18 protein-coding genes are annotated in these 19,292 nt (G+C 43.0%); 9 read left to right on the plus strand and 9 right to left on the minus strand.

Annotated elements, in window-relative coordinates; translation table 11 throughout:
* The 4 genes from H6F66_RS23920 to H6F66_RS23935 all read left to right on the plus strand — a co-directional run bounded on the left by H6F66_RS23920 (position 1) and on the right by H6F66_RS23935 (position 4,705).
* Positions 1-591: a hypothetical protein gene (locus H6F66_RS23920; RefSeq protein WP_190426537.1), complete on the plus strand. Its 591-nt coding sequence runs from the start codon at positions 1-3 to the stop codon at positions 589-591.
* Positions 592-980: 389 nt separating this feature from the next.
* On the plus strand, positions 981-2,093 hold the full coding sequence (locus tag H6F66_RS23925; RefSeq protein WP_190426540.1) for a YbjN domain-containing protein: 1,113 nt from the start codon (positions 981-983) through the stop codon (positions 2,091-2,093).
* A gap of 180 nt (positions 2,094-2,273) precedes the next feature.
* Positions 2,274-4,079 (plus strand): ABC transporter ATP-binding protein, encoded by a 1,806-nt coding sequence (locus H6F66_RS23930; RefSeq protein WP_199295444.1) that lies wholly within the window; start codon positions 2,274-2,276, stop codon positions 4,077-4,079.
* A gap of 62 nt (positions 4,080-4,141) precedes the next feature.
* Entirely contained in the window at positions 4,142-4,705 is a 564-nt protein-coding gene (locus H6F66_RS23935) for a Uma2 family endonuclease (RefSeq protein ID WP_190426592.1), read from the plus strand.
* A gap of 123 nt (positions 4,706-4,828) precedes the next feature.
* Here H6F66_RS23935 and H6F66_RS23940 read toward each other — a convergent pair whose 3' ends face one another.
* Together H6F66_RS23940 and H6F66_RS23945 are read right to left on the minus strand one after the other, a co-directional pair.
* A complete protein-coding gene (locus H6F66_RS23940) occupies positions 4,829-5,314 on the minus strand; it encodes a pentapeptide repeat-containing protein (RefSeq protein ID WP_190426543.1) in 486 nt (161 codons plus the stop codon).
* Positions 5,314-6,306 (minus strand): site-specific DNA-methyltransferase, encoded by a 993-nt coding sequence (locus H6F66_RS23945; protein WP_190426594.1) that lies wholly within the window; start codon positions 6,304-6,306, stop codon positions 5,314-5,316. Before H6F66_RS23945 ends, H6F66_RS23940 begins: the two co-directional genes overlap by 1 nt.
* 110 nt (positions 6,307-6,416) lie before the next feature.
* On the opposite strand from H6F66_RS23945, the gene H6F66_RS23950 reads away from it, so the two are divergent.
* A complete protein-coding gene (locus H6F66_RS23950; RefSeq protein WP_190426546.1) occupies positions 6,417-6,857 on the plus strand; it encodes a hypothetical protein in 441 nt (146 codons plus the stop codon).
* A gap of 168 nt (positions 6,858-7,025) precedes the next feature.
* Here the strand turns inward: H6F66_RS23950 and H6F66_RS23955 are convergent, their stop codons facing one another.
* From H6F66_RS23955 to H6F66_RS23970, 4 genes are all read right to left on the minus strand, one after another.
* Positions 7,026-7,649 carry a TenA family transcriptional regulator gene (locus tag H6F66_RS23955; RefSeq protein ID WP_190426548.1) on the minus strand — a complete coding sequence of 208 codons (624 nt, stop codon included), beginning with the start codon at positions 7,647-7,649 and terminating at the stop codon, positions 7,026-7,028.
* Positions 7,650-7,862: 213 nt separating this feature from the next.
* Positions 7,863-8,150, minus strand: a complete 288-nt coding sequence (locus tag H6F66_RS23960; protein WP_190426550.1) for a hypothetical protein — start codon at positions 8,148-8,150, stop codon at positions 7,863-7,865.
* Between the two features lie 174 nt (positions 8,151-8,324).
* On the minus strand, positions 8,325-10,265 hold the full coding sequence (locus tag H6F66_RS23965; protein ID WP_190426552.1) for an ATP-binding cassette domain-containing protein: 1,941 nt from the start codon (positions 10,263-10,265) through the stop codon (positions 8,325-8,327).
* A gap of 191 nt (positions 10,266-10,456) precedes the next feature.
* Positions 10,457-11,314, minus strand: a complete 858-nt coding sequence (locus H6F66_RS23970; protein WP_190426554.1) for a prohibitin family protein — start codon at positions 11,312-11,314, stop codon at positions 10,457-10,459.
* A gap of 65 nt (positions 11,315-11,379) precedes the next feature.
* Here H6F66_RS23970 and H6F66_RS23975 point away from each other — a divergent pair, with 65 nt between their 5' ends.
* Positions 11,380-12,270: an alpha/beta hydrolase gene (locus tag H6F66_RS23975; RefSeq protein WP_190426556.1), complete on the plus strand. Its 891-nt coding sequence runs from the start codon at positions 11,380-11,382 to the stop codon at positions 12,268-12,270.
* A gap of 78 nt (positions 12,271-12,348) precedes the next feature.
* Here H6F66_RS23975 and H6F66_RS23980 read toward each other — a convergent pair whose 3' ends face one another.
* On the minus strand, positions 12,349-12,957 hold the full coding sequence (locus tag H6F66_RS23980; protein ID WP_190426559.1) for a 2OG-Fe(II) oxygenase: 609 nt from the start codon (positions 12,955-12,957) through the stop codon (positions 12,349-12,351).
* A 266-nt stretch (positions 12,958-13,223) separates the two neighbouring features.
* Positions 13,224-14,225, minus strand: coding sequence for an NAD(P)-dependent alcohol dehydrogenase (locus tag H6F66_RS23985; RefSeq protein ID WP_190426562.1), 1,002 nt, complete (start codon positions 14,223-14,225; stop codon positions 13,224-13,226).
* Positions 14,226-14,473: 248 nt separating this feature from the next.
* On the opposite strand from H6F66_RS23985, the gene H6F66_RS23990 reads away from it, so the two are divergent.
* Complete coding sequence (locus H6F66_RS23990; RefSeq protein WP_190426564.1) at positions 14,474-16,834, plus strand: DNA phosphorothioation-associated putative methyltransferase; 2,361 nt, start codon at positions 14,474-14,476, stop codon at positions 16,832-16,834.
* A gap of 190 nt (positions 16,835-17,024) precedes the next feature.
* Here H6F66_RS23990 and H6F66_RS23995 read toward each other — a convergent pair whose 3' ends face one another.
* Positions 17,025-17,603, minus strand: coding sequence for a hypothetical protein (locus H6F66_RS23995; protein WP_190426567.1), 579 nt, complete (start codon positions 17,601-17,603; stop codon positions 17,025-17,027).
* A gap of 17 nt (positions 17,604-17,620) precedes the next feature.
* Here H6F66_RS23995 and H6F66_RS24000 point away from each other — a divergent pair, with 17 nt between their 5' ends.
* Positions 17,621-17,941: a nucleoside triphosphate pyrophosphohydrolase gene (locus H6F66_RS24000; protein ID WP_190426570.1), complete on the plus strand. Its 321-nt coding sequence runs from the start codon at positions 17,621-17,623 to the stop codon at positions 17,939-17,941.
* A 21-nt stretch (positions 17,942-17,962) separates the two neighbouring features.
* Complete coding sequence (locus H6F66_RS24005) at positions 17,963-19,081, plus strand: acyl-CoA dehydrogenase family protein (RefSeq protein WP_190426573.1); 1,119 nt, start codon at positions 17,963-17,965, stop codon at positions 19,079-19,081.
* Positions 19,082-19,292 lie beyond the last annotated feature (211 nt).

Below are 19,292 nucleotides of genomic sequence, written 5' to 3' on the forward strand. Positions count from 1 at the left end.
ATGAGCAACCAACCTTTAGAACAAATGGAAGATTTACAACGTTTTTTGGAATTTTGTAGAACAGTAGAACAACCATTTTGTGATTTTGAGGACGTAGAAAATGGGAATAAAGTTTTGACTTCTTTGTTGAAATCAGAAGCTGAACCTTACTTCACAGTTATTGGTATACAGAAAAGCCACTCATTAATGTGTTTTTGGAAATATAATGACAGCGTCTCCTTACAAGAGCAACCGATCGTATGGTTGGATAGTGAAGGCACTCCCAATGCAGTAGTTGCATCTAATTTTCGAGACTTTCTATCTCTTCTTCCCTACGATACGGGAGCCATTTACGATTGGATTGCTTCTTGGGAGCGGTATTTAGATAATCCTAGCTCGCAACAGACCCCTATTGAGCGTTTCACTAATGAACGAATAGAAATGTACATAGAAATGAGCCAGGAGGATAATCCATTCCGTGAGCAATTCATCAACTGGTTGCGAGAAGAGATGAATATTGAGCCTGCTACGCAACCAGTAGCCCTAGTCGGTGAAGCGATTCAGAGTTTTCCTCGATTAAGTCAATGGTTGGCTGATAGACAATTAAACTGAATTTGGTTAAGGTACGAAACCCAACATCTGAAAAAATTATGCGCTTGCTCATTTGGCTCGAATGGTGGAGTGCGATCTCTGGGGTAAGTGGCAAGGGAGCGATCGCGCAAATTCAAGGTCAGCCAAAGGAATTTATTTGTGAGTAAGAGTGGTGCGATCAGCTTGGCTGGCGAGCTTTCGCGCAATCACTATATTGGCGCATACCCTGCAATAATGCGATAGCCTCACCTGTGCTTAACATCAAACAAATGCTCTACTTTTGGGTATAACTTGATTGGGTGGGAAGCAATCACTCTCGCGAGTAGAGCTTTCAGCAGCTTGCACAAAAATTTTGGTTTATTGGACAAAGGGGCGAACCGATGAAATTTTAAGGTGAGGGAAAACTCTACATGAACGCAAAGACTGAAAATTATCAACTGGACAGCGAGTTAACCCTACGCGATCGCGCTCAATCCCCCCTAACTGTCCGCGCGATCGCCCTATCCCTAACCAAACAAGACGACCAACTCATAGAGTGTCGTCTCACCTTAATAGTCAACCCAGAACTCTACAACCACATCGACACCGATGCCTTATTCAATCTTAAGCCGGAAGTGCGCGGCTCTTTCTGTGCTGGGAAATTCCAACCAGAACTAGATATCAAAATTGAAATTAGTTTAAAACCCGATTCGCTACCGCACCTAGTAGAACGCGCCGCAGATGTTAACGAAGCGGCAAATTATATCCTAAATCTTAGCCAAGAACAGCCAGACCACCCGCTACTATATACCGAGAACTGGTTGGGGTTGTCCGTCAAGCAGCAACAGGAATCAGGCGAAACTGGCTACAGTACATTCTGGGCTTATATTAATCCATCTGCTCTGGCAAATGGTGAAACTTCCAGCGAAGAAATTGGGGATGCGATCGCCAACTTCTTCAAAGAGTGGACAGAAGCCAATCTGTCGGAAATGACTCAAAATGCCACCAATGACATCCTAGAGGGAATTGTCGATTTCTTCCAAGAAATGGCGGATGTTACTATAGATGCGATCGCCGGGGTTGCAACTTCTAGCGGACAAATCTTTGAGGAAATGGTCAATTTCTTCAAAGAGGATGAATGGCCTTTTTACCAGATTAAAGGACAGCCAGTTTTACAGATGGCTTTCCAAGGGGAAAATGGCAAATGGACTTGCTACGCCAAGGTAAGAGAGAAACAAGAGCAATTTGTCTTTTACTCAGTTTGCCCAGTCAACGCCCCAGAAAACAAGCGAATGGCGATCGCAGAGTTCATCACTAGAGCAAATTCTGGCACCATCGTTGGCAACTTTGAGTTAGACTTTGCTGATGGGGAAATTCGCTACAAAACAAGTATAGATGTTGAAGGCGATCGCCTCAGTTCAGCACTCATCAAACAGATGGTTTATGCCAACGTGACGATGATGGATGAATACCTGCCTGGTATTATGTCTGTTATCTATAGCGATGTGTCGCCAGCGGATGCGATCGCGCAAATAGAAGAGTAAAGACTTATACCATTTCCGATTTTGGATTTTGAAAGACTTGCCTATAGGCAGTTTCAACAATTCAAATGTTGCGCCGATAAACCCAACTGGTATTCATACCTATCAGCGTTGCATCAGCTGTCAGCTGGATAATTGCTAAAGTGGTTAAAGTCAGCTTTAACTATCTAGGGAAGTATCACCTTGGCTCGTAAACAATCCCTAAATCGGTCGCCTAAGACGCATCCCTTCAAGCGTCTATTTGAATATGGACACAACTATCGCGATGCTATTAGGCAAGCGACTGTTTGTTCAATTCTCAATAAACTCTTTGACTTAGCACCACCCGCATTAATCGGTTTAGCAGTCGATGTGGTAGTTCAAAAAGATACTTCTCTGATTGCTAAATTCGGGATAAAAGATGTCTTTGGGCAACTTGTAGTAATTACCTTTCTCAGCTTCATTATTTGGGGTCTTGAATCTATTTTTGAGTATGCTTATGCTCTGCTTTGGCGCAATTTGGCTCAGAATATTCAGCATGACTTGCGCCTTGATGCTTACAGCCATATTCAGGAATTGGAATTAGCCTATTTTGAAGAACGTAGCACAGGCGGTTTGATGTCTATCCTCAGCGATGATATCAATCAATTAGAGCGTTTTTTGGATGCTGGAGCTAACGATCTGATCCAGGTTGCGACAACAGTTGTAATTATTGGCGGTGCCTTCTTTATTTTGGCTCCTAGTGTGGCTTGGATGGCAATGTTGCCAATACCATTTATTCTCTGGGGTTCGATTGCTTTTCAGCATCGCCTTGCTCCTCGCTATGCTGATGTTCGGGAAAAGGTAAGTTTGCTCAACAGTCGCTTATCGAATAATTTGAGCGGGATAACAACGATTAAAAGTTTTGTCACAGAGAAGTATGAAACTAACAGGATAGCAGAAGAAAGTGAGGCTTATCGGCAAAGTAACAGGAAAGCGATCGCTCTCAGTTCTGCCTTTGTTCCTTTGATTCGCATTATTATCTTAATCGGCTTTACGGCAACGTTGCTAATCGGCGGTATGGATGCCGCAAATGGCAGACTTTCTGTAGGTACTTACAGTGTATTAGTATTCCTAACACAACGGTTACTTTGGCCTTTAACAAGATTGGGTGAAACTCTCGATCAGTATCAACGGGCAATGGCTTCCACAAATCGAGTCATGAATCTGCTTGATACACCGATTGCGATTCATTCGGGACACGTTTCCTTACCCGTTGCTTCAGTGCGCGGCGAAGTGGAATTACAGAATGTCACTTTTGCTTATAACGGGCGAAATCCAGTTATTAAAAATCTCTCTTTACACATTCCGGCGGGGAAGACAATTGCCATAGTGGGTTCTACTGGTTCGGGTAAGAGTACCCTGGTAAAACTGTTACTGAGATTGTACGAAATTCAATCGGGAACTATTACCTTAGATGGGATTGAATTGCGTGATTTAAACTTTAGAGATTTGCGCTCTTGCATCGGGTTAGTGAGCCAAGATGTCTTCTTATTTCATGGTACAGTAGCAGAAAATATCGCCTACGGTAGTCCCGATGCTACTGAAGCTGAAGTAATAGAAGCTGCTAAAATTGCCGAGGCGCACGATTTTATCATGCAGCTTCCCGAAAGCTACGACACAATTGTAGGTGAGCGAGGTCAGAAATTATCTGGCGGACAAAGACAGCGGATTGCGATCGCGCGTGCAGTGTTGAAAAATCCACCGATTCTGATTCTCGATGAGGCTACCTCCGCCGTAGACAATGAGACAGAAGCAGCGATTCAGCGATCGCTAGAACGAATTACCGCCAATCGCACCACGATCGCGATCGCGCATCGTCTCTCCACTGTCCGCAATGCTGATTGTATTTATGTGATGGAATACGGCAAATTAGTAGAAGAAGGACGACACGAACAACTATTAGCTGAACGGGGAATTTATGCCAGTCTTTGGAAAGTACAGACAGGTATTAAAAGCGAAATAACTTAAAAATAAATTACAGAATTAGCTTTTAGTATCGTAAATTTATTACTCACCAATCGAGGTAGATGATGGTCAATGTAAGCAAGGGAACCAAACTCACATTACAGGAATTTTTGGCTTTACCAGAAGGAGATGTAATATATGAGTTTGTAGATGGTCAAGCAGTCCCTAAAGTGTCTCCAAAATATTTCCATTCGACTTTACAATCAGCTTTATGGGTTCTCATCGGAGCGTGGTGTAGAGGACGCGGACGAATCGTTCTAGAATGGGCAGTGCTGTTGCAGCATAATGGTCAGGATTGGGCACCTGTACCCGATTTAACGTACATTTCCTATGAACGCTTACCCGCAAGTTGGAAGCGTAATGAAGCTTGTCCTGCCATTCCTGAATGGGTAATAGAGATTATTTCACCAGATCAAACTCTCAAACAATTTGAAGATAAAGCTAAAGATTATTTTGCGGCTGGTATTTCCAGAGTGTGGGTTGTAGATCCTGAACCTATGGATATTTGGGTATTTTTACCTAATGGGACAATTCAAGCCTACACAGATACTATGCCGATTGTGGATACACTGTTTCCAGGGTTGGAACTAACAACAAGACAGATTTTTGAACAAGCAGAGTTGATTTGAAGCTAAGGCGACAATAAACGCGATCGCGTACTTTCAGTTAAGAATAATTATAGTTTCGCGGAGTGACTAAACGTTAAGACACCAATATTTATATCGGGTTTAGTTTCCTTCCTTATCATCACTTTAATCGTTGAAACTAGCAGCGCGAATTTTTAAATCTCTGCGCTGTTCGTTGGTTAACCCAATCCCTGTGCCAAAGTTGCACCCCTCTACTAAAGCATTTGTCCATATAGTTTCATTCAGAGTTGCACCCCTCAAATCTCCATCTCTCAAGTCGGCGCCAGTAAAATTGGCAAATAACAAATCGGCTTCTAATAAACGACTTCCCCTTAAATTTGCTCCTGACAAATCTCCCCGGATAAAGTTAACACCGTCCAAATTTAAGCCAGATAAATCTGCTCTCATAAGATTAGGAAATTTGACCCGACTTGTATCTTTGAAAAAACGCATTACACAAGCTACATTTGCCTCAGTTAATGGCATTTGGGTTAAGAAATCGGCGTAACGCGCTATACCAAGCTCTTTGAGTATCAGCAACCGTTTTTCAGAACTTTGTTCAAGAAATTCGGTGCAGGTGAGGTAGAGGTTTTCAGTTGTAAAATTTAGCATTATATAAAACTGTGGTGAAGCTGGGTTTCAGAGGGTGTGATTTTGATTTTTTCTTGTTTTCTCAGAAGCTTTTCAAATAGTTTTGCGGCTGCATCATTATTTTCATTAGCATCTAGAAATCGAAAAGCAGAAGCAGCTAAATAAGACGGATTTTGTTCAAAGGCAATCCAACGACGTTGCACAGTTTCAGCAGCAAATCCAGTAGTATTAGATCCGGCAAAAATATCTAAAACTGTATCTCCTAGTTCTGTTAAAAAGTTGATAAAAAATAGCGGTAGTTTTTGAGGGAAGCGCGCCGGATGTGCAGGAATTCCCACCGCCTTACATAGCTGAATGTATCGAGAATTACTCTCAGTATTGGGAATTTGCAACAAATTGGAAGGTATAGCACCACCATTATTAGTAGCAAAGCTTGTTCCAATATCGTGACCTGATGGACGTTCTTTTGGTTTGTAATATTTTTCAGGATTTTCGTGCAGCTTTTTCATTCGTTCGGAGTAAGGAACCAGAACCTTACTCACATTAGCTTTAGGATTGTCAGTTTTAGACAACCACCAAACAGTATTAACAGCATCTTTAGCTCGAATTTTACGTTTATTAACCCATTCAATCGGCGAAGGTAACTTGGAAGGATTGTACCAAAAAAACTCTTCAGCTAGACGAAAATCCAGCTCGTCGCATAGTTTAATTAAGATACGATAGTTATATAGCGATCGCACTGGACGTTTACTTTGGTATGCTCCGCCAAGATCGAGTACAAAACTTCCCTGCGGTGCTAGAATGCGATACACCTTTTTACAGAAAGCAAACAGCCAATCTATATAAGCTTCTTGATCAACATTGCCATAACTCTTTTCGCGTAGCAGCGCAAATGGGGGAGAAGTAATTACTAAGTCAATTGAATCAGGTTCAATGCAATCTAGTAATTCCAGCGAGTCGCCAATATAAGCAGCGCCATAGTTTGTAGTATATAAAGGACTTTCTAAAATCATAGCTATCATTTTTTACTAATACTTACAGTACAAATTGTATAATACAATCAATGCTCAGCAGCTTTCAGCCAGTTGTAGCGTTAGCACAGAAGAAAAAAAGGAGCCATAAAATGAGTACGGATAATACTGCAAATCATGAGGAGAAAAATATTGCCAGTGATGGCAAAGACAAACAAACTCCTAAAACAATTGACATAGATGGGAAGCGTCCAGTTGCTTCTGATGATATGCAGGTTAAAAACACCATCGACATAGATGGACACCGCCCAATTGCTTCTAGTAGTATTCAGGATCAAAACACTATTGACATAGATGGACACCGTCCGGTTGATCCTAGTAATCTTCAGGTTCTTGAAACAGTCGATATGGATGGGAAGCGTCCAATTGTTGCCGATGATATTCAGGTTCAAGGCACTATTGATGTAGATGGACACCGCCCAATCGCCTCTACTAATCTTCACGTTGATGAGACGATTTCTATAGCTGGAGAGCGCCCAATCGCTTCAAACAACCCTGACGAACTTGATATTACAAGCGATTATATCGATTAGCAAAAATGCGTTCAGTGCGCTCAGGCTATTTGGCGCTTTTGCCGTCTAAGCCTGGCTCAGCAGGCTTTATATCTAATTTTTATAGATATTATCAAAGCCAAACAAACTCCGTGAATGCTGGGTAGGAGCGCGGAAAAACAACTCGCTCCTACGCCGTCGGGGATTTTCCTATGCTGCATTAAACGCCATCTGCCAAAAATCTTTTTCCAATCTTGCTACTTTTAGAAATGCTTCTTCTGCTTGATGTTGAATGCTTTCTGATGCAGTTTGTAGCCCCTGATCAGCTTGTTGTTCCAAAAGTTTTACATAGTTTGTAAAACCAGGATTTCCCCATCTGTCTGCAAATTCAGTGTAGGGTTCTGGCATCACCCCAGGCAACTGCCAACCTTGATTATATGCTAATTCAATTGCCCAAAAAGCAGTCGCTTGAACTGGGTATGGCATTGCAGCAAGGCTGTTCATGTAGTCACAGTATTCTGAGCAAGTTAGTTGTTTTTGGGTATCTAAATCTAGCTTTTGCAGAGCAGCTTTTTCCTTAAACCAGTTAAGTTCATCTTTCAGTGCTACTAATCCGCCCAAAATTACATCAAAATGTTGTGAAGGCGCGTTAGCTAATATTCTCCCTACCATTCGGGTGAAATCCACAACAAAGAGATAATCTTGCACCAACCATGTATTGAATTGGTTCTGCTGAATAGTTCCTAATTTGCATTGCACAAGGAAGGGATGCACCGTAGCTTCTTGCCACTCTTGAGTATGTTTTTGCAGAAGTTGTTGACAAGTCAAAGTCATATCAATTTTATTTTTTGATTTAGAATTAAGTGAGCATTAGAGAAAGCCGACTTCTACTAAAACTTTATCTTGATTTAACTGCTAACGCAACAGTAAAGTTTGAACTAATAGGAAGCATATTTTATAAAAAGCCTCCTGTGAAGAAGGCTTTTTTAGAGTTACGGCACCAGCTAATCTATATCTTCTTTGAGAAAAGTTTTTAAGTTCCTCAAATCATCGCCGATTATTTTGAGTTAACCGATTTACAAAACCTAGAATGGCTGCAAAGATAGCTGAGCCAATAATTGACCAGATAATGGGGAAGGGCTTACCTCCGATATTGAGAGCAAATATCACAGGAAAATCAAACTCATTGGCAACCCAGAGTCCTATGTATGCACCGATAATTCCAACTACTATCGAAAGTAGGCAACCTCCTGCCGAGTAACCAACCAACGCTTGCCCAGTGCTGCCGCAAATCGCGGCAATCACCACTAACACAAGAATCTCTACTGGTGTCATTGTTCCTCCAGTGTGCGAGTAATATAACTGCTAATAGATTCTCACAATGCGTGCTGTTTCAGGAAGGTGATGAATATTAGCGCACTTTTCCCGAATAGTTCGTAAAACGGCTCGTTAGTTAATTCTAAATCCGGTGTAGGTTTAGCGTTACGTTCATATTTCTCTCCTATTCTGTTAAGCCTCAACCTCAGCTAATTCCATCCAACGTTCAGTCGCAGCGTCAATTTGTTGAGTTAAAGATTCCACCTTTTCATACAGTTCCCGAACCAGGATGATTTTGCCAGGAGGAGCATTATAAAGCTCTTTCTCTACTTCAGATTTTTGGGATTCCAGTTGGGCAATCTTACCTTCAAGCATCTCAAACTCGCGCTTCTCTTTTGATGAAAGCTTGCGCGGCTTGCCGTTATCTGGTGCTTGCCTCTGGGACTTCCAATCTTTGGATTGAATATCTTTCTGCTTGTCCTTATTATTAGCAGTAGCTTGAGCCTTTTCAAGTTCTTCTTCTGCTTGCTTGAACTCCAGATATATAGAGTAATTGCCCGGATATAAACGTAGATTTCCCCCCGGTTCAAAAGAAAAAATAGTCTCTACAGTACGGTCGAGAAAATAGCGATCGTGGGATACTGCAATTACGCATCCGTTGAAATCTTCTAGATAGTCTTCCAGCACTGCGAGGGTTTGCACATCTAAGTCATTTGTCGGTTCGTCCAAAATTAAGACATTGGGAGCGCTCATCAAAACGCGCAACAGAAATAAGCGACGTTTCTCACCACCGGAAAGCTTATTAATTGGGGCATATTGTTGATTACCAGGAAATAAGAAACGCTCCAACATTTGCGAGGCTGTAATCTGAGTTCCGTCGGCAATTTTGACGTATTCCCCGACTTCTTTTATGTAGTCGATTACTCGCTGATTTTCGTTCAAAGCTTCGAGTAATTCTTCAGAGTGCTGGTCAAAGTAACCGATGTGAATTGTTGTGCCTATTTCAACGCTGCCTGAATCCGGTTGAATGCGTGCGGTGATAATATCCATTAAAGTAGATTTACCTGCGCCATTGCCGCCAATAATGCCGATGCGGTCTTCCGGACTGAATTCGTAGGTAAAATCTTTAATTAGAGTGCGTCCATCGTAGCCTTTGGAAACATTTTTTACCTGAATAACTTTTTTGCCAATCCGACGACCAGGAGTAGCAATATCAACTTTTCCTTGAACTTGTTTAAACTCCAGGTTTTGCATCTCGTGGACGCGATCTATCCGGGCTTTCTGTTTGGTACTACGCGCTTTTGGCCCTCTTTTCAGCCATTCTAATTCGCGGCGAAGTACGCCCTGATGTTTGCGTTGACTGCTGATGGCAGATTCTTCACTGAGAGCTTTTTTTTCCAGATAATAAGAATAGTTTCCGGCGTATGTGTAGAGTTCTCCTCTATCGATTTCGAGGATACGATTGGTGACGCGATCGAGAAAATAACGATCGTGAGTAATTAACAGAATTGCACCTCGATAGCGATTTAAGTAACTCTGCAACCACTCAACAGATAAAGCATCCAAATGGTTTGTCGGTTCATCCATCAACAACACATCGGGTTCTGATAGCAAGGCGGCTGCTAAGGCAATGCGTTTGCGATATCCGCCAGATAAACTACCAACTTGAGCGTTAAAATCTTCTATTCCTAGTTTTGTGAGGATGATTTTCGCATTCGTTTCTAGTTCCCAAGCGCCAGTAGCATCCATGCGTTGCATGACAGCAGAGAAGCGGGACATTAGCTGCTGGCTATCCTCTGGATTGTGAGCCAGTTTATCTGACAGTTCCTCATATTCCCGCACGAGGGACATTTGTTCGCCACTATCAGCAAAAACCTGCTCTAAAACTGTATTATCTTCGTTTAAATCTGGTTGTTGCGGTAAGTAAACAATTCGCACTCCAGAGTTAACTAAAAGTTGACCGTCATCAATCGGTTCTAAACCAGCTATTATCTTCAACAGCGTAGATTTTCCAGAGCCGTTGGTGCCAATTAATCCAACTTTATCTGTGGGATCGAGGCTAAAACTGGCATCTTTTAGGATTTCTTTGATGCCAAAGTCTTTTTTAACAGATTGTAGTGTGAAGATGCTCATAATTTCAGTTTAATTGTTCAGCATTTTTCAGAGTGGATAATTCCCACCCTACAAATTTTCTTAGCCCCCTTTAAAAGAGGGTTGGGGGGAGCAAAACGTTAAGCGAATAGGCTCTAGCTCCCCTCGTCCCCCTTTAAAAGGAGGGATCTGAATCTAAAAAGTCAAACATTGTGTAAATCTTTTAACACTATCTACTGAGGGGCGGATGTATCCTGAAGATTACCCAGGTTAAAAAGGAATGGAATACTGCTATTAGAGTTACCACCCGTTACCAAAACTTTTGGCATTTGGGAACCTCCCTGTCTCCAAGCTTCAATTGCTTCTTTCTGAAGAACTAATGCACCTCCTTGTGCCTTAAGTGTCTCAGCGAGGAGTCTTTGAGCTTCCGCTTTACCTTGGGCGCGATTGATTTCTGCTTGGGCTTCTTGTTCAGCTTCCTGCGCTACGTAGACGGCTCGTTGCGCCCGCTGTTCAGCGATTTGTTTCTCTTCGACTGCTCTAGAGAATTCTGGGGAGAAAGCTAGGTCAACTACGCTGGTATCTAGCACAATAATTCCGTACTTATCTAACCGTTCCCCTAAGGCAGTATCAAAGTCTTCCTTCAGTTCATTTCTTTTGGTAATTGCTTCTTCAACTGTTCTCCGGGCGGCGGCAATTTTGAAGGATTCCTGAGTCTGGGGCGCAATAATTTTCGAGACGATATTCTCTAAGGTTCCTTGTTTCCTTCTTACCTCAACTACCTTTATCGGGTCGAGGCGGAAGTTGATGGCGAATCTAGCGGATAAATCCTGAAGATCCTTGGTGGAACTTTGCGCCGGAACTTCAAATTTTTGCACTGTCAGATCGTACACGTCTACTACTGAAATCAGTGGTGGTTTGATGTGGATTCCCTCTAACAAACCTCCATCTTGGGCTTTACCGAGGATGCTGATTACTCCGGCTTGGCCTGGGGTGATGATAATAAAAGAATTGAGACCAATGAGAAGCACTAATGCTGCAAGAATCCCTGCTACGAGTGTTTGCCAATTCTGCGAATACTGATTTTTCAAGGTTTGATCTCCATTTCTTCTAGGGTGACTTTTCGATCGCCCTTCTCCACGGTAAACTAAAATTCATGTTTACCAGTTCTCTACCATCCGCGATCGCGCAACTCTCTGAATCTACCTCGATTGCGCTGGCTCAAAGCATTGAGTGTCACGCGATCGCTACTCCTCTTGGGCAACAAGCGATCGCTACTACCTACGTCCACCAGGGTAGCGGTGGCACGCCGATCTTGCTACTTCACGGCTTCGATAGCTCCGTATTCGAGTTTCGTCGCCTCTTACCGCTGCTGGCGGCTCAAAATGAGACGTGGGCGCTGGATTTATTGGGTTTCGGGTTTACGGAACGCTTGACCAAATTACCCTTTAGCCCACCTGCTATTAAAACCCATCTCTACTATTTTTGGAAAACGCTGATAAAAGAGCCAATAATTTTGGTGGGTGCTTCTATGGGAGGCGCGGCGGCGATAGATTTTACTCTTACCTACCCGGAAGCTGTGCAAAAGTTGGTGCTGATTGATAGCGCTGGTTTTGCCAGTGCGCCCAATATTGGCAGGTTCTTAGTTCCGCCCATCGCCTATCTAGCTACTTCATTTTTGCGGAATCCGAAAGTACGCGATCGCATTTCACGCAATGCTTACCACAATCAAACTCTTGCCTCCCTCGATGCCCAACTGTGTGCCGCTTTGCACCTAGATTCTGCTGGTTGGCACGATGCTTTAATTGCCTTTACCAAGAGTGGCGGTTACAACTTTTTGGGCGATAAAATTGCCAAAATTGACAAGCAAACGCTGATTTTGTGGGGCGACTCTGACAGGATTTTGGGGACGGGAGATGCAGAGAAGTTTAGGAACGCGATCGCGCAATCTCAACTAATCTGGCTCCAAAATTGCGGTCACGTTCCCCACCTCGAACAACCCCAAATTACCGCCCAGCAAATTCTAGAGTTTAGTAAAAATGCCTGACGACTAAAGTCGCGGTTATACAGACAGGCTTTGCTTGTATAGCGCCACCCTGAAGGGTGTGGGCGTATATTAGCAGCTTCATAATTTCTCTTTTTTCATTTTTTTCGCCCTCGATTCAATCGTAAACTCAGGAATATCTTCAAGTTCCTTCTCAGACAAACTATACTGTTCGCAAACCAAACTCAGGCGAAACCCTGGACTTGTAACTTGATTAACTGAGTGAGTTAAATCGCCCTGAAAATCTACTAAAGTATTAACTTGGGGGCGGATTTGTCCTACATTTCGCTTTGAAGAGCGTAGCACTAACTCCCCTCCAACAAGATCCGGTGGCACCTGGATATAAAGTACACTTACTCTATCTGGCGGTTCGACAGTCTTGCAATAAGAACGCAGGCTGCGGTCGATATGCGGATCTACACGAGAACCCTCTTTAAGCATCAAAGGATTGAGATAAAAGGCGTTGCACGTCGAATGCAAAGCCACGCTTAAATAAGGTTTAAAAAAGGGAAAAAGTCTCTCGACTTCCGCAACACCTGATCGCTGAAATACAATCGAAAATCCTTTAGTCCCCACAAAGTCGCGGTTTAAGTTGTTAACCGCAAAATAGGGACAAGCTAGAATCTGCCCCTGCAATTTGCTGAGATATTCAGGCGCAAAAATATTTTTCTGTAGGCAATAGTAACTCAAGGCAAGGTAATTGGTAGTTAGTAACTATAAATTTAATAGAGGAACAAAACCCTACACGCTCAAAGCAACGTAATTGGAAAATTCTTAAAACAGGGACTTAATAGCTATTAATTCAAAGCTCCTATAGCCATTCTAACTCATTGGTAAACTTCTCCCTTCTCTTCCTCTGGGCCTCGGCAGTTCATTTACAAAAGGTAGAGACGTTGCATACAACGTCTCTAGAAATCAAATAGAATTGCGATAACTCATAACTCTTCTAAATTCTATTACTTCGCAAGCACAGCTCGATAACGCACCTTGTTATCGCGCACCTTTTGCATGGCCTCATTAGCTTGCTCAAAAGGAAACACTTCAACCAGCGGTTGAATCCCATATTTCTCCGCCACAGAAAGCATTTCCAGCATCATTGCCCGCCCTCCAATTGGAGATGCCATAATCCGGCGACGCTTATTTAGCATTGCCCCGATAGGCACATTTAGCGGTTCAGAGGGAACGCCCACCAAAACTAAAGTTCCATCAGAATCAAGGTGTTCCAGATAAGCTGCCCAATCAACAGAAGCAGGAACCGTACTCAGCAGAATGTTCAGCTTCTGGGTGGGTGCTGGTGGCGTTCCACCAGGGACAACAACTGTGTGACGCGCCCCTAGCTGATGGGCAAATTCAGCTTTGTCGTCTGAGGTAGTAAAGACGGTGACGCTGTTACCTAAACGGCTGGCAAACTGCACCGCCAAATGACCCAAACCACCAACGCCAATCACGCCAATTTCTTGCCCGGAGGTCATTCCCGCACTGCGTAAAGCGGCGTAGACTGTGATTCCGGCGCACAATAAGGGCCCTGCTAATTTTGTCTCAATGCCTGCTGGAATCGGGAAGGCAAAGCGAGAATCCACCATCAGATAGTCAGCAAAGCCACCAGGCCCGGTGACAATTAATCCTTGATTTTCGTCGCACAGATTTTCATTTCCTCTGAGACAATCGCGGCATTGCAGACAGGAGGAACGTTGCCAGCCAACACCTACTCTGTCTCCCGTTTTGATATGATTCACCTGCGAACCAATTTCCACTACTTCACCAATGACTTCGTGACCAGGCACTAGGGGATAGTTGGATGTCTCCCAGTCATTATCAATCATGTGCAGGTCTGAGTGACAGATGCCGCACGCTAACACTTTGATGACGCAATCGTGCGCCTGTGGGGGTTCGACGGCGAATTCGTAGGGCTGGAGAGTTGCCCCTTGCTGCTGGGCTGCTAATGCTTGAATTTGCATTTTAAAGTTCCTTACTAATTGTGGAAGAAAATACTGATTGATTGTTTTATGGAATTCTATACTTTGAATCAGGATCTCTGTGACTGGTAGAGAAAGACAGCAAGTAAGGGAGTATAAATTGATAAGCTTTTCTACGTATTTCCGATTTGAAAAGATTATTTAAGAGCAATTAATAATTCTTCAACGTCTTAATTAACACATTAATTTTACAGTGTATGTATCATGTTTTTCGGGGAAATGGTGAGAGCATGAGAAATAAAGTTGTTGAAAAGTGGGATGCGTTGCTGTTTCTATGCTTGACTCAAGCACATTGGCGCGAATACATCCTCATTTACCTCGCCCTTCACAATTTTAGCGATCGCTTCCAACTCGAAAACATCGCCGCTGCTGTCGAAACTGATCTTAATGCCTTGCGCGACAACTACGAGCAAGTTGGGGAAACTGCTGCTGAAATTTTGTTGGATGCGATCGCATCCGGTATCATTGCTTACTGTTGCCAAGTCAGTGAAATTGGTAAACTCTTGCCCGGAGCGCTCTACGTTCATGTATCAGCACTTTCGCACCTTCATCCTCTGCTGAGACTCTCCGAAGGCTATGCAAGGCGTACTTTTAATCGTATTGATGGCGCTAACATTATCAAGTTCAACATAGAGCAGCCGACTAAAATATCTTACCTGTTCTACCCTGAATTTGATACTGATGCCCATCCCGCCTTACACGCCAGCATCCAGGTTGACATCCAAAATAGGAGTATAAGCGATCGCGACTACAGCACCAGCGATAATCCTCCCATTCTCCACCGTAAAGAAACTTTCGTTATCCCTTCCTATCCCTACTACGAAGAATTTGCTAACCTCACCCGCCAGGAAGAAGAATTGCGGCTTTTAAACAAAACTTCTTCCATTGGAACTCTTCGGGGTTGGTTGCAATGTTTAGAAAATTATGGTATCGAAATTCAGGGACATCAAATTATTCGCCTAGCGCCAATATCGCCCTTTCAACTGCCAAAAATAGAACGCCACAAAGCCGCAATTATCCGCAAAAATATTTCCCGTCCGGTGCGTCTCGCAATGGAAGCTGACTTATTTAATCAAGATACAACTTTTTTTGATTATGGTTGCGGTCATGGTAGCGATATCATCCATATCTCAGAAAAAGGTTACACCAGCGCAGGGTGGGACCCTTATTATTCTCCTGATACTCCTCTTACCCCAGCAGATATCGTCAATATCGGCTATGTAATCAATGTAATTGAACGTACAGATGAGCGCCGAGAAGCTTTAATAAAAGCGTGGGAACTAACAGGAAAAGTTTTAATTGTTGCCGCACTTGTTTTAATTGATGATAGAGAAACGGGACAAGTTGCTTATGGCGATGGAGTGATAACTCGCCGCCATACTTTTCAGAAATACTACCAACAGGAAGAACTTAAAACTTATATTGACCAGGTTCTCAGTGTCGATTCGGTGCCAGTTGCTCTGGGAATTTACTTTGTTTTTCGAGATGAAAGCCTTGCCGAAACATACCGCGCTTCGCGCTTTCGTTCCCGCGCTACTACTCCCAGAGTTCGCGCCAATATCAAGCGATTTGAAGATTACCAGGAAATGTTAGCGCCGCTAATGACTTTTGTAACTGAACGCGGTCGTTTGCCAGTGAAAAGTGAAGTAGCAGAGTTAGAAGGTTTGAGGGCAGAATTTGGTAATTTTCGTCGTGCATTTCAGGTAATTTTACAAGCTACCGACCAAAAAGAGTGGGATGCGATCGCGCATAAACGCCGCCTCGACCTTCTAGTTTATCTTGCACTCAGTAAATTTGCGCGATCGCACAAATCCAAACACATTACTTCAGAAATCCGAAATGACATAAAAGGTTTATTTGACACCTACGAAGAAGCTTGGGAAATGGCTGAAGAAATGCTATTTAGTTTAGGCGACCCTGGTGTAATTGCTAACTGTTGCCAACAAAGCGTCGTTGGCTGTACCACCGGGTTTAAACACGCTCCCCTTTTTCCCAGTTCCTTTCTAGTTCACATATCAGCTTTTTCGGAACTCGACCCTTTGTTGCGCCTCTACGAAGGCTGCGCCAATCGCACAATCGGCCGATTAGATGGAGCCACCTTAATCAAGTTTTACACCAACCAACCAAAAATATCTTACTTATTTTACCCCGAATTTGACGCCGAACCTCATCCAATTCTGCACACCAGTATGCAGATTGATCTCAGAGATTTAAGCGTCAGACATAAGAATTATAAAAAAATAAACGACCCTCCAATTCTGCACCGAAAAGAAAGTTTAGTCACTCCCGACTATCCAAACTACAAAAAATTTGTCAGGCTTACTCAGCAAGAAGAAAATTGGGGACTTTTAGACGATCCTAGTGCGATTAAAAACCTTAAAGGTTGGCAGCATATTCTAGAAAAAAACTGTGCGGAAATTAAGAATTATCGTCTTTATTGGCGCAAAGATGCCGATCCCTATCAGATAAAATTAGTACAATCTTATCGTAAAAAAAGACAAAAGACAAAAGCCAATTATAGCGGTTCTATCTTAGATTTAATCCAATCTGACCTCTCCCCCAACCCAACACCTACAAGGGGAGGGGAGTAAATTTTCTCGTAGTTCTTTTTAGGTAAGTGGGTTGGGAACCTACTGCCTGGGAATGTCTTTCTGAAGACGACCGCCTCCATTTATGGAGTGATATATAACCCATAACTAGGTTATGTGTCATCAACTTTACGAATCAGAAACGCGAGGCTGGGGTCTCTCCTCAAGTATTTATTTCTATTCAATTCTTAAGCTATCTTTGCAATTCCTTAGCTGCCTTAACCCAATGTTCAATTCCCTTTTGTGTCGGTTGTCCCGATGGCGTGAACGTCCTTATGTCTCTCTTGTGTTCAGAACCATAACTGATATGAATTGGTCTATCTACTCCATAAAAATATAAAGAATCAAACGGTAATTTTTCGCTGACTATCCAATCTACTACTTCATTACTAGGTGAACCCAAAATAAAAAAGTCACAAGCAGCACCCGGCCGTTTACAATAATATTTACCATTTTTATTCACTTCATGCGCCATGTGCTGATCTAGTTCAGGAGCAACACGCCCATTTTTCAGACCTGTAACTGGATCTTTGCTTTCTAGATATTTTTTCAAATTTTTGGAGCAAAAACCATAGGTTAACTGAAAATTATCAACCCCGAAAAAATCAATAATTGGATTTACAATAAATTCATTTAATTTTTGCAGCGCCGGAAGCGTTTGTTCACTATTTTGAGGAAAAGGATCGATTTGCGCGGCATACTTTTGATAAGTCTGAGTACAAGTGCAAAAATGCTCTAAAGTAAGGTATTTTCCTAGTAAGATTTTTTTCATAGTTATCATTACCCTGTATGCGTCAAGAGTACAATAAGCTAGTGCGAGACCGTATTCCCGAAATTATCCATCAAGCAGGGAAGCAGTGCGAAGTCGAGGTAATGTCACAGACAGAGTACCTTCAGGCTTTACGAAATAAACTTATCGAAGAAGCACAAGAAGCAGCGGTTGCCACTCCTCAAGACTTAGTGAAAGAACTAGCTGATCTCTACGAAGTCATTGATACAATATGTACAGAATATCAGATAAATACTTCTTCAATTCTTGCAGAACAAGAACGACGACGCGCCGAACGTGGTGGCTTTAAAGGTCGCCTGAGATTATTGTGGACGAAGTAGGCACATCGCTAACTTATAAGCATGGATAAACAGCCACACCTTCTAGACATTGCTGAGTTTTACCTGCGAGAATCAGTTGCACCGTTAGCCGCAGAAATTGATAGCAACCCAGAAGCAGTACGAGAGGCATTAAAAGGACTCGGCGAACTTTCCTTATTGGGTTTGCGAGTTCCCCGAAAGTGGGAAGGTGCGGAAGTTAGTGAAGAGACTTTTCGGACTTTCCAAGAGCTAGTAGCAAGATATTCTGGGGCTTTGGCGTTCTTACAAACTCAACATCAAAGTGCTGCTGGGATGCTCGTCGCCAGTGAAAACTCTTCCCTAAAACAAGAGTATCTTCCCCGCATGAGCAACGGTGAGATTCTAGTGGGTGTCGGATTCTCGCAACTGCGTCGTCAGGGCGAAGCAACTGTGAAAGCTTTGCAAGTCGAAGGGGGATATCTGTTAGATGGACAAGTGCCTTGGGTAACAGGTTGGAATTTATTTCAAGAGTTTATTGTTGCTGCAACACTCCCCGATGGTGGTGCTGTATTCGGCGTTTTGCCTTTTGCGGAAATGTATCAGAAATCTGGAGGTTCAATAACATTCAGTAAGCCAATGGAACTAGCAGCAATGACTTCAACCAACACTGTCACCGCAACGTTAAAAAGTTGGTTTTTGATGCGATCGCATATCGTTTCTCTCAAGCCTGCGGGTTGGATACACGAAAACGACAAAAAGAATGTCCTCCACCACGGATTTTTTGCTTTGGGATGCGCCAGAGCAGGTCTTGATATCTTGGAAAGTGCCTCCCAATCCAAGCAAAATGCCTTTATTACCGAAGCTTTAGCAGCCCTCGATCGGGAACTTAACGACTGTAGAACTGCTATCAAACATCCCCCTGAGCCTTTTACAGAACGTTTGCAAATTCGAGTTTGGGCAATTGACATAGCAGTGCGATGCGCCCATGCTGCTGTAACCGTTTCCAGTGGTGCTGCAAACTACAGCCGCCATGCAGCGCAGCGAGTCTACCGCGAGGCGCTGGTGTTTACTGTTTCCGGTCAAACTACAGCTGTGATGGAAGCGACGCTCAACAGGTTAGCGCGATCGCAATCCCTGCTCAAAACCAATGCAACCACGACCAATTTTCCTTACCAGGCGTAGCGTATACAAGATGTCTCCAATAATTACTAACAATCAGCCAGCGGTAATTAATCTATGAATCGTCAAGAAGTTGAAAATAGAACTATTATTATTGCCTTAGAGGATGTTTGAAAAGTGGTGAGGGGTTAAATATTATGCCAACCGCCTGACCATGATACGGATCATTGCCAGATAAATAAAAGTCTCCGATGTTTCTGGCAATAACTCATAA

Source organism: Trichocoleus sp. FACHB-6 (assembly GCF_014695815.1).
In the GTDB taxonomy this organism is placed as follows: Bacteria; Cyanobacteriota; Cyanobacteriia; order Cyanobacteriales; family FACHB-T130; genus Funiculus; species Funiculus sociatus.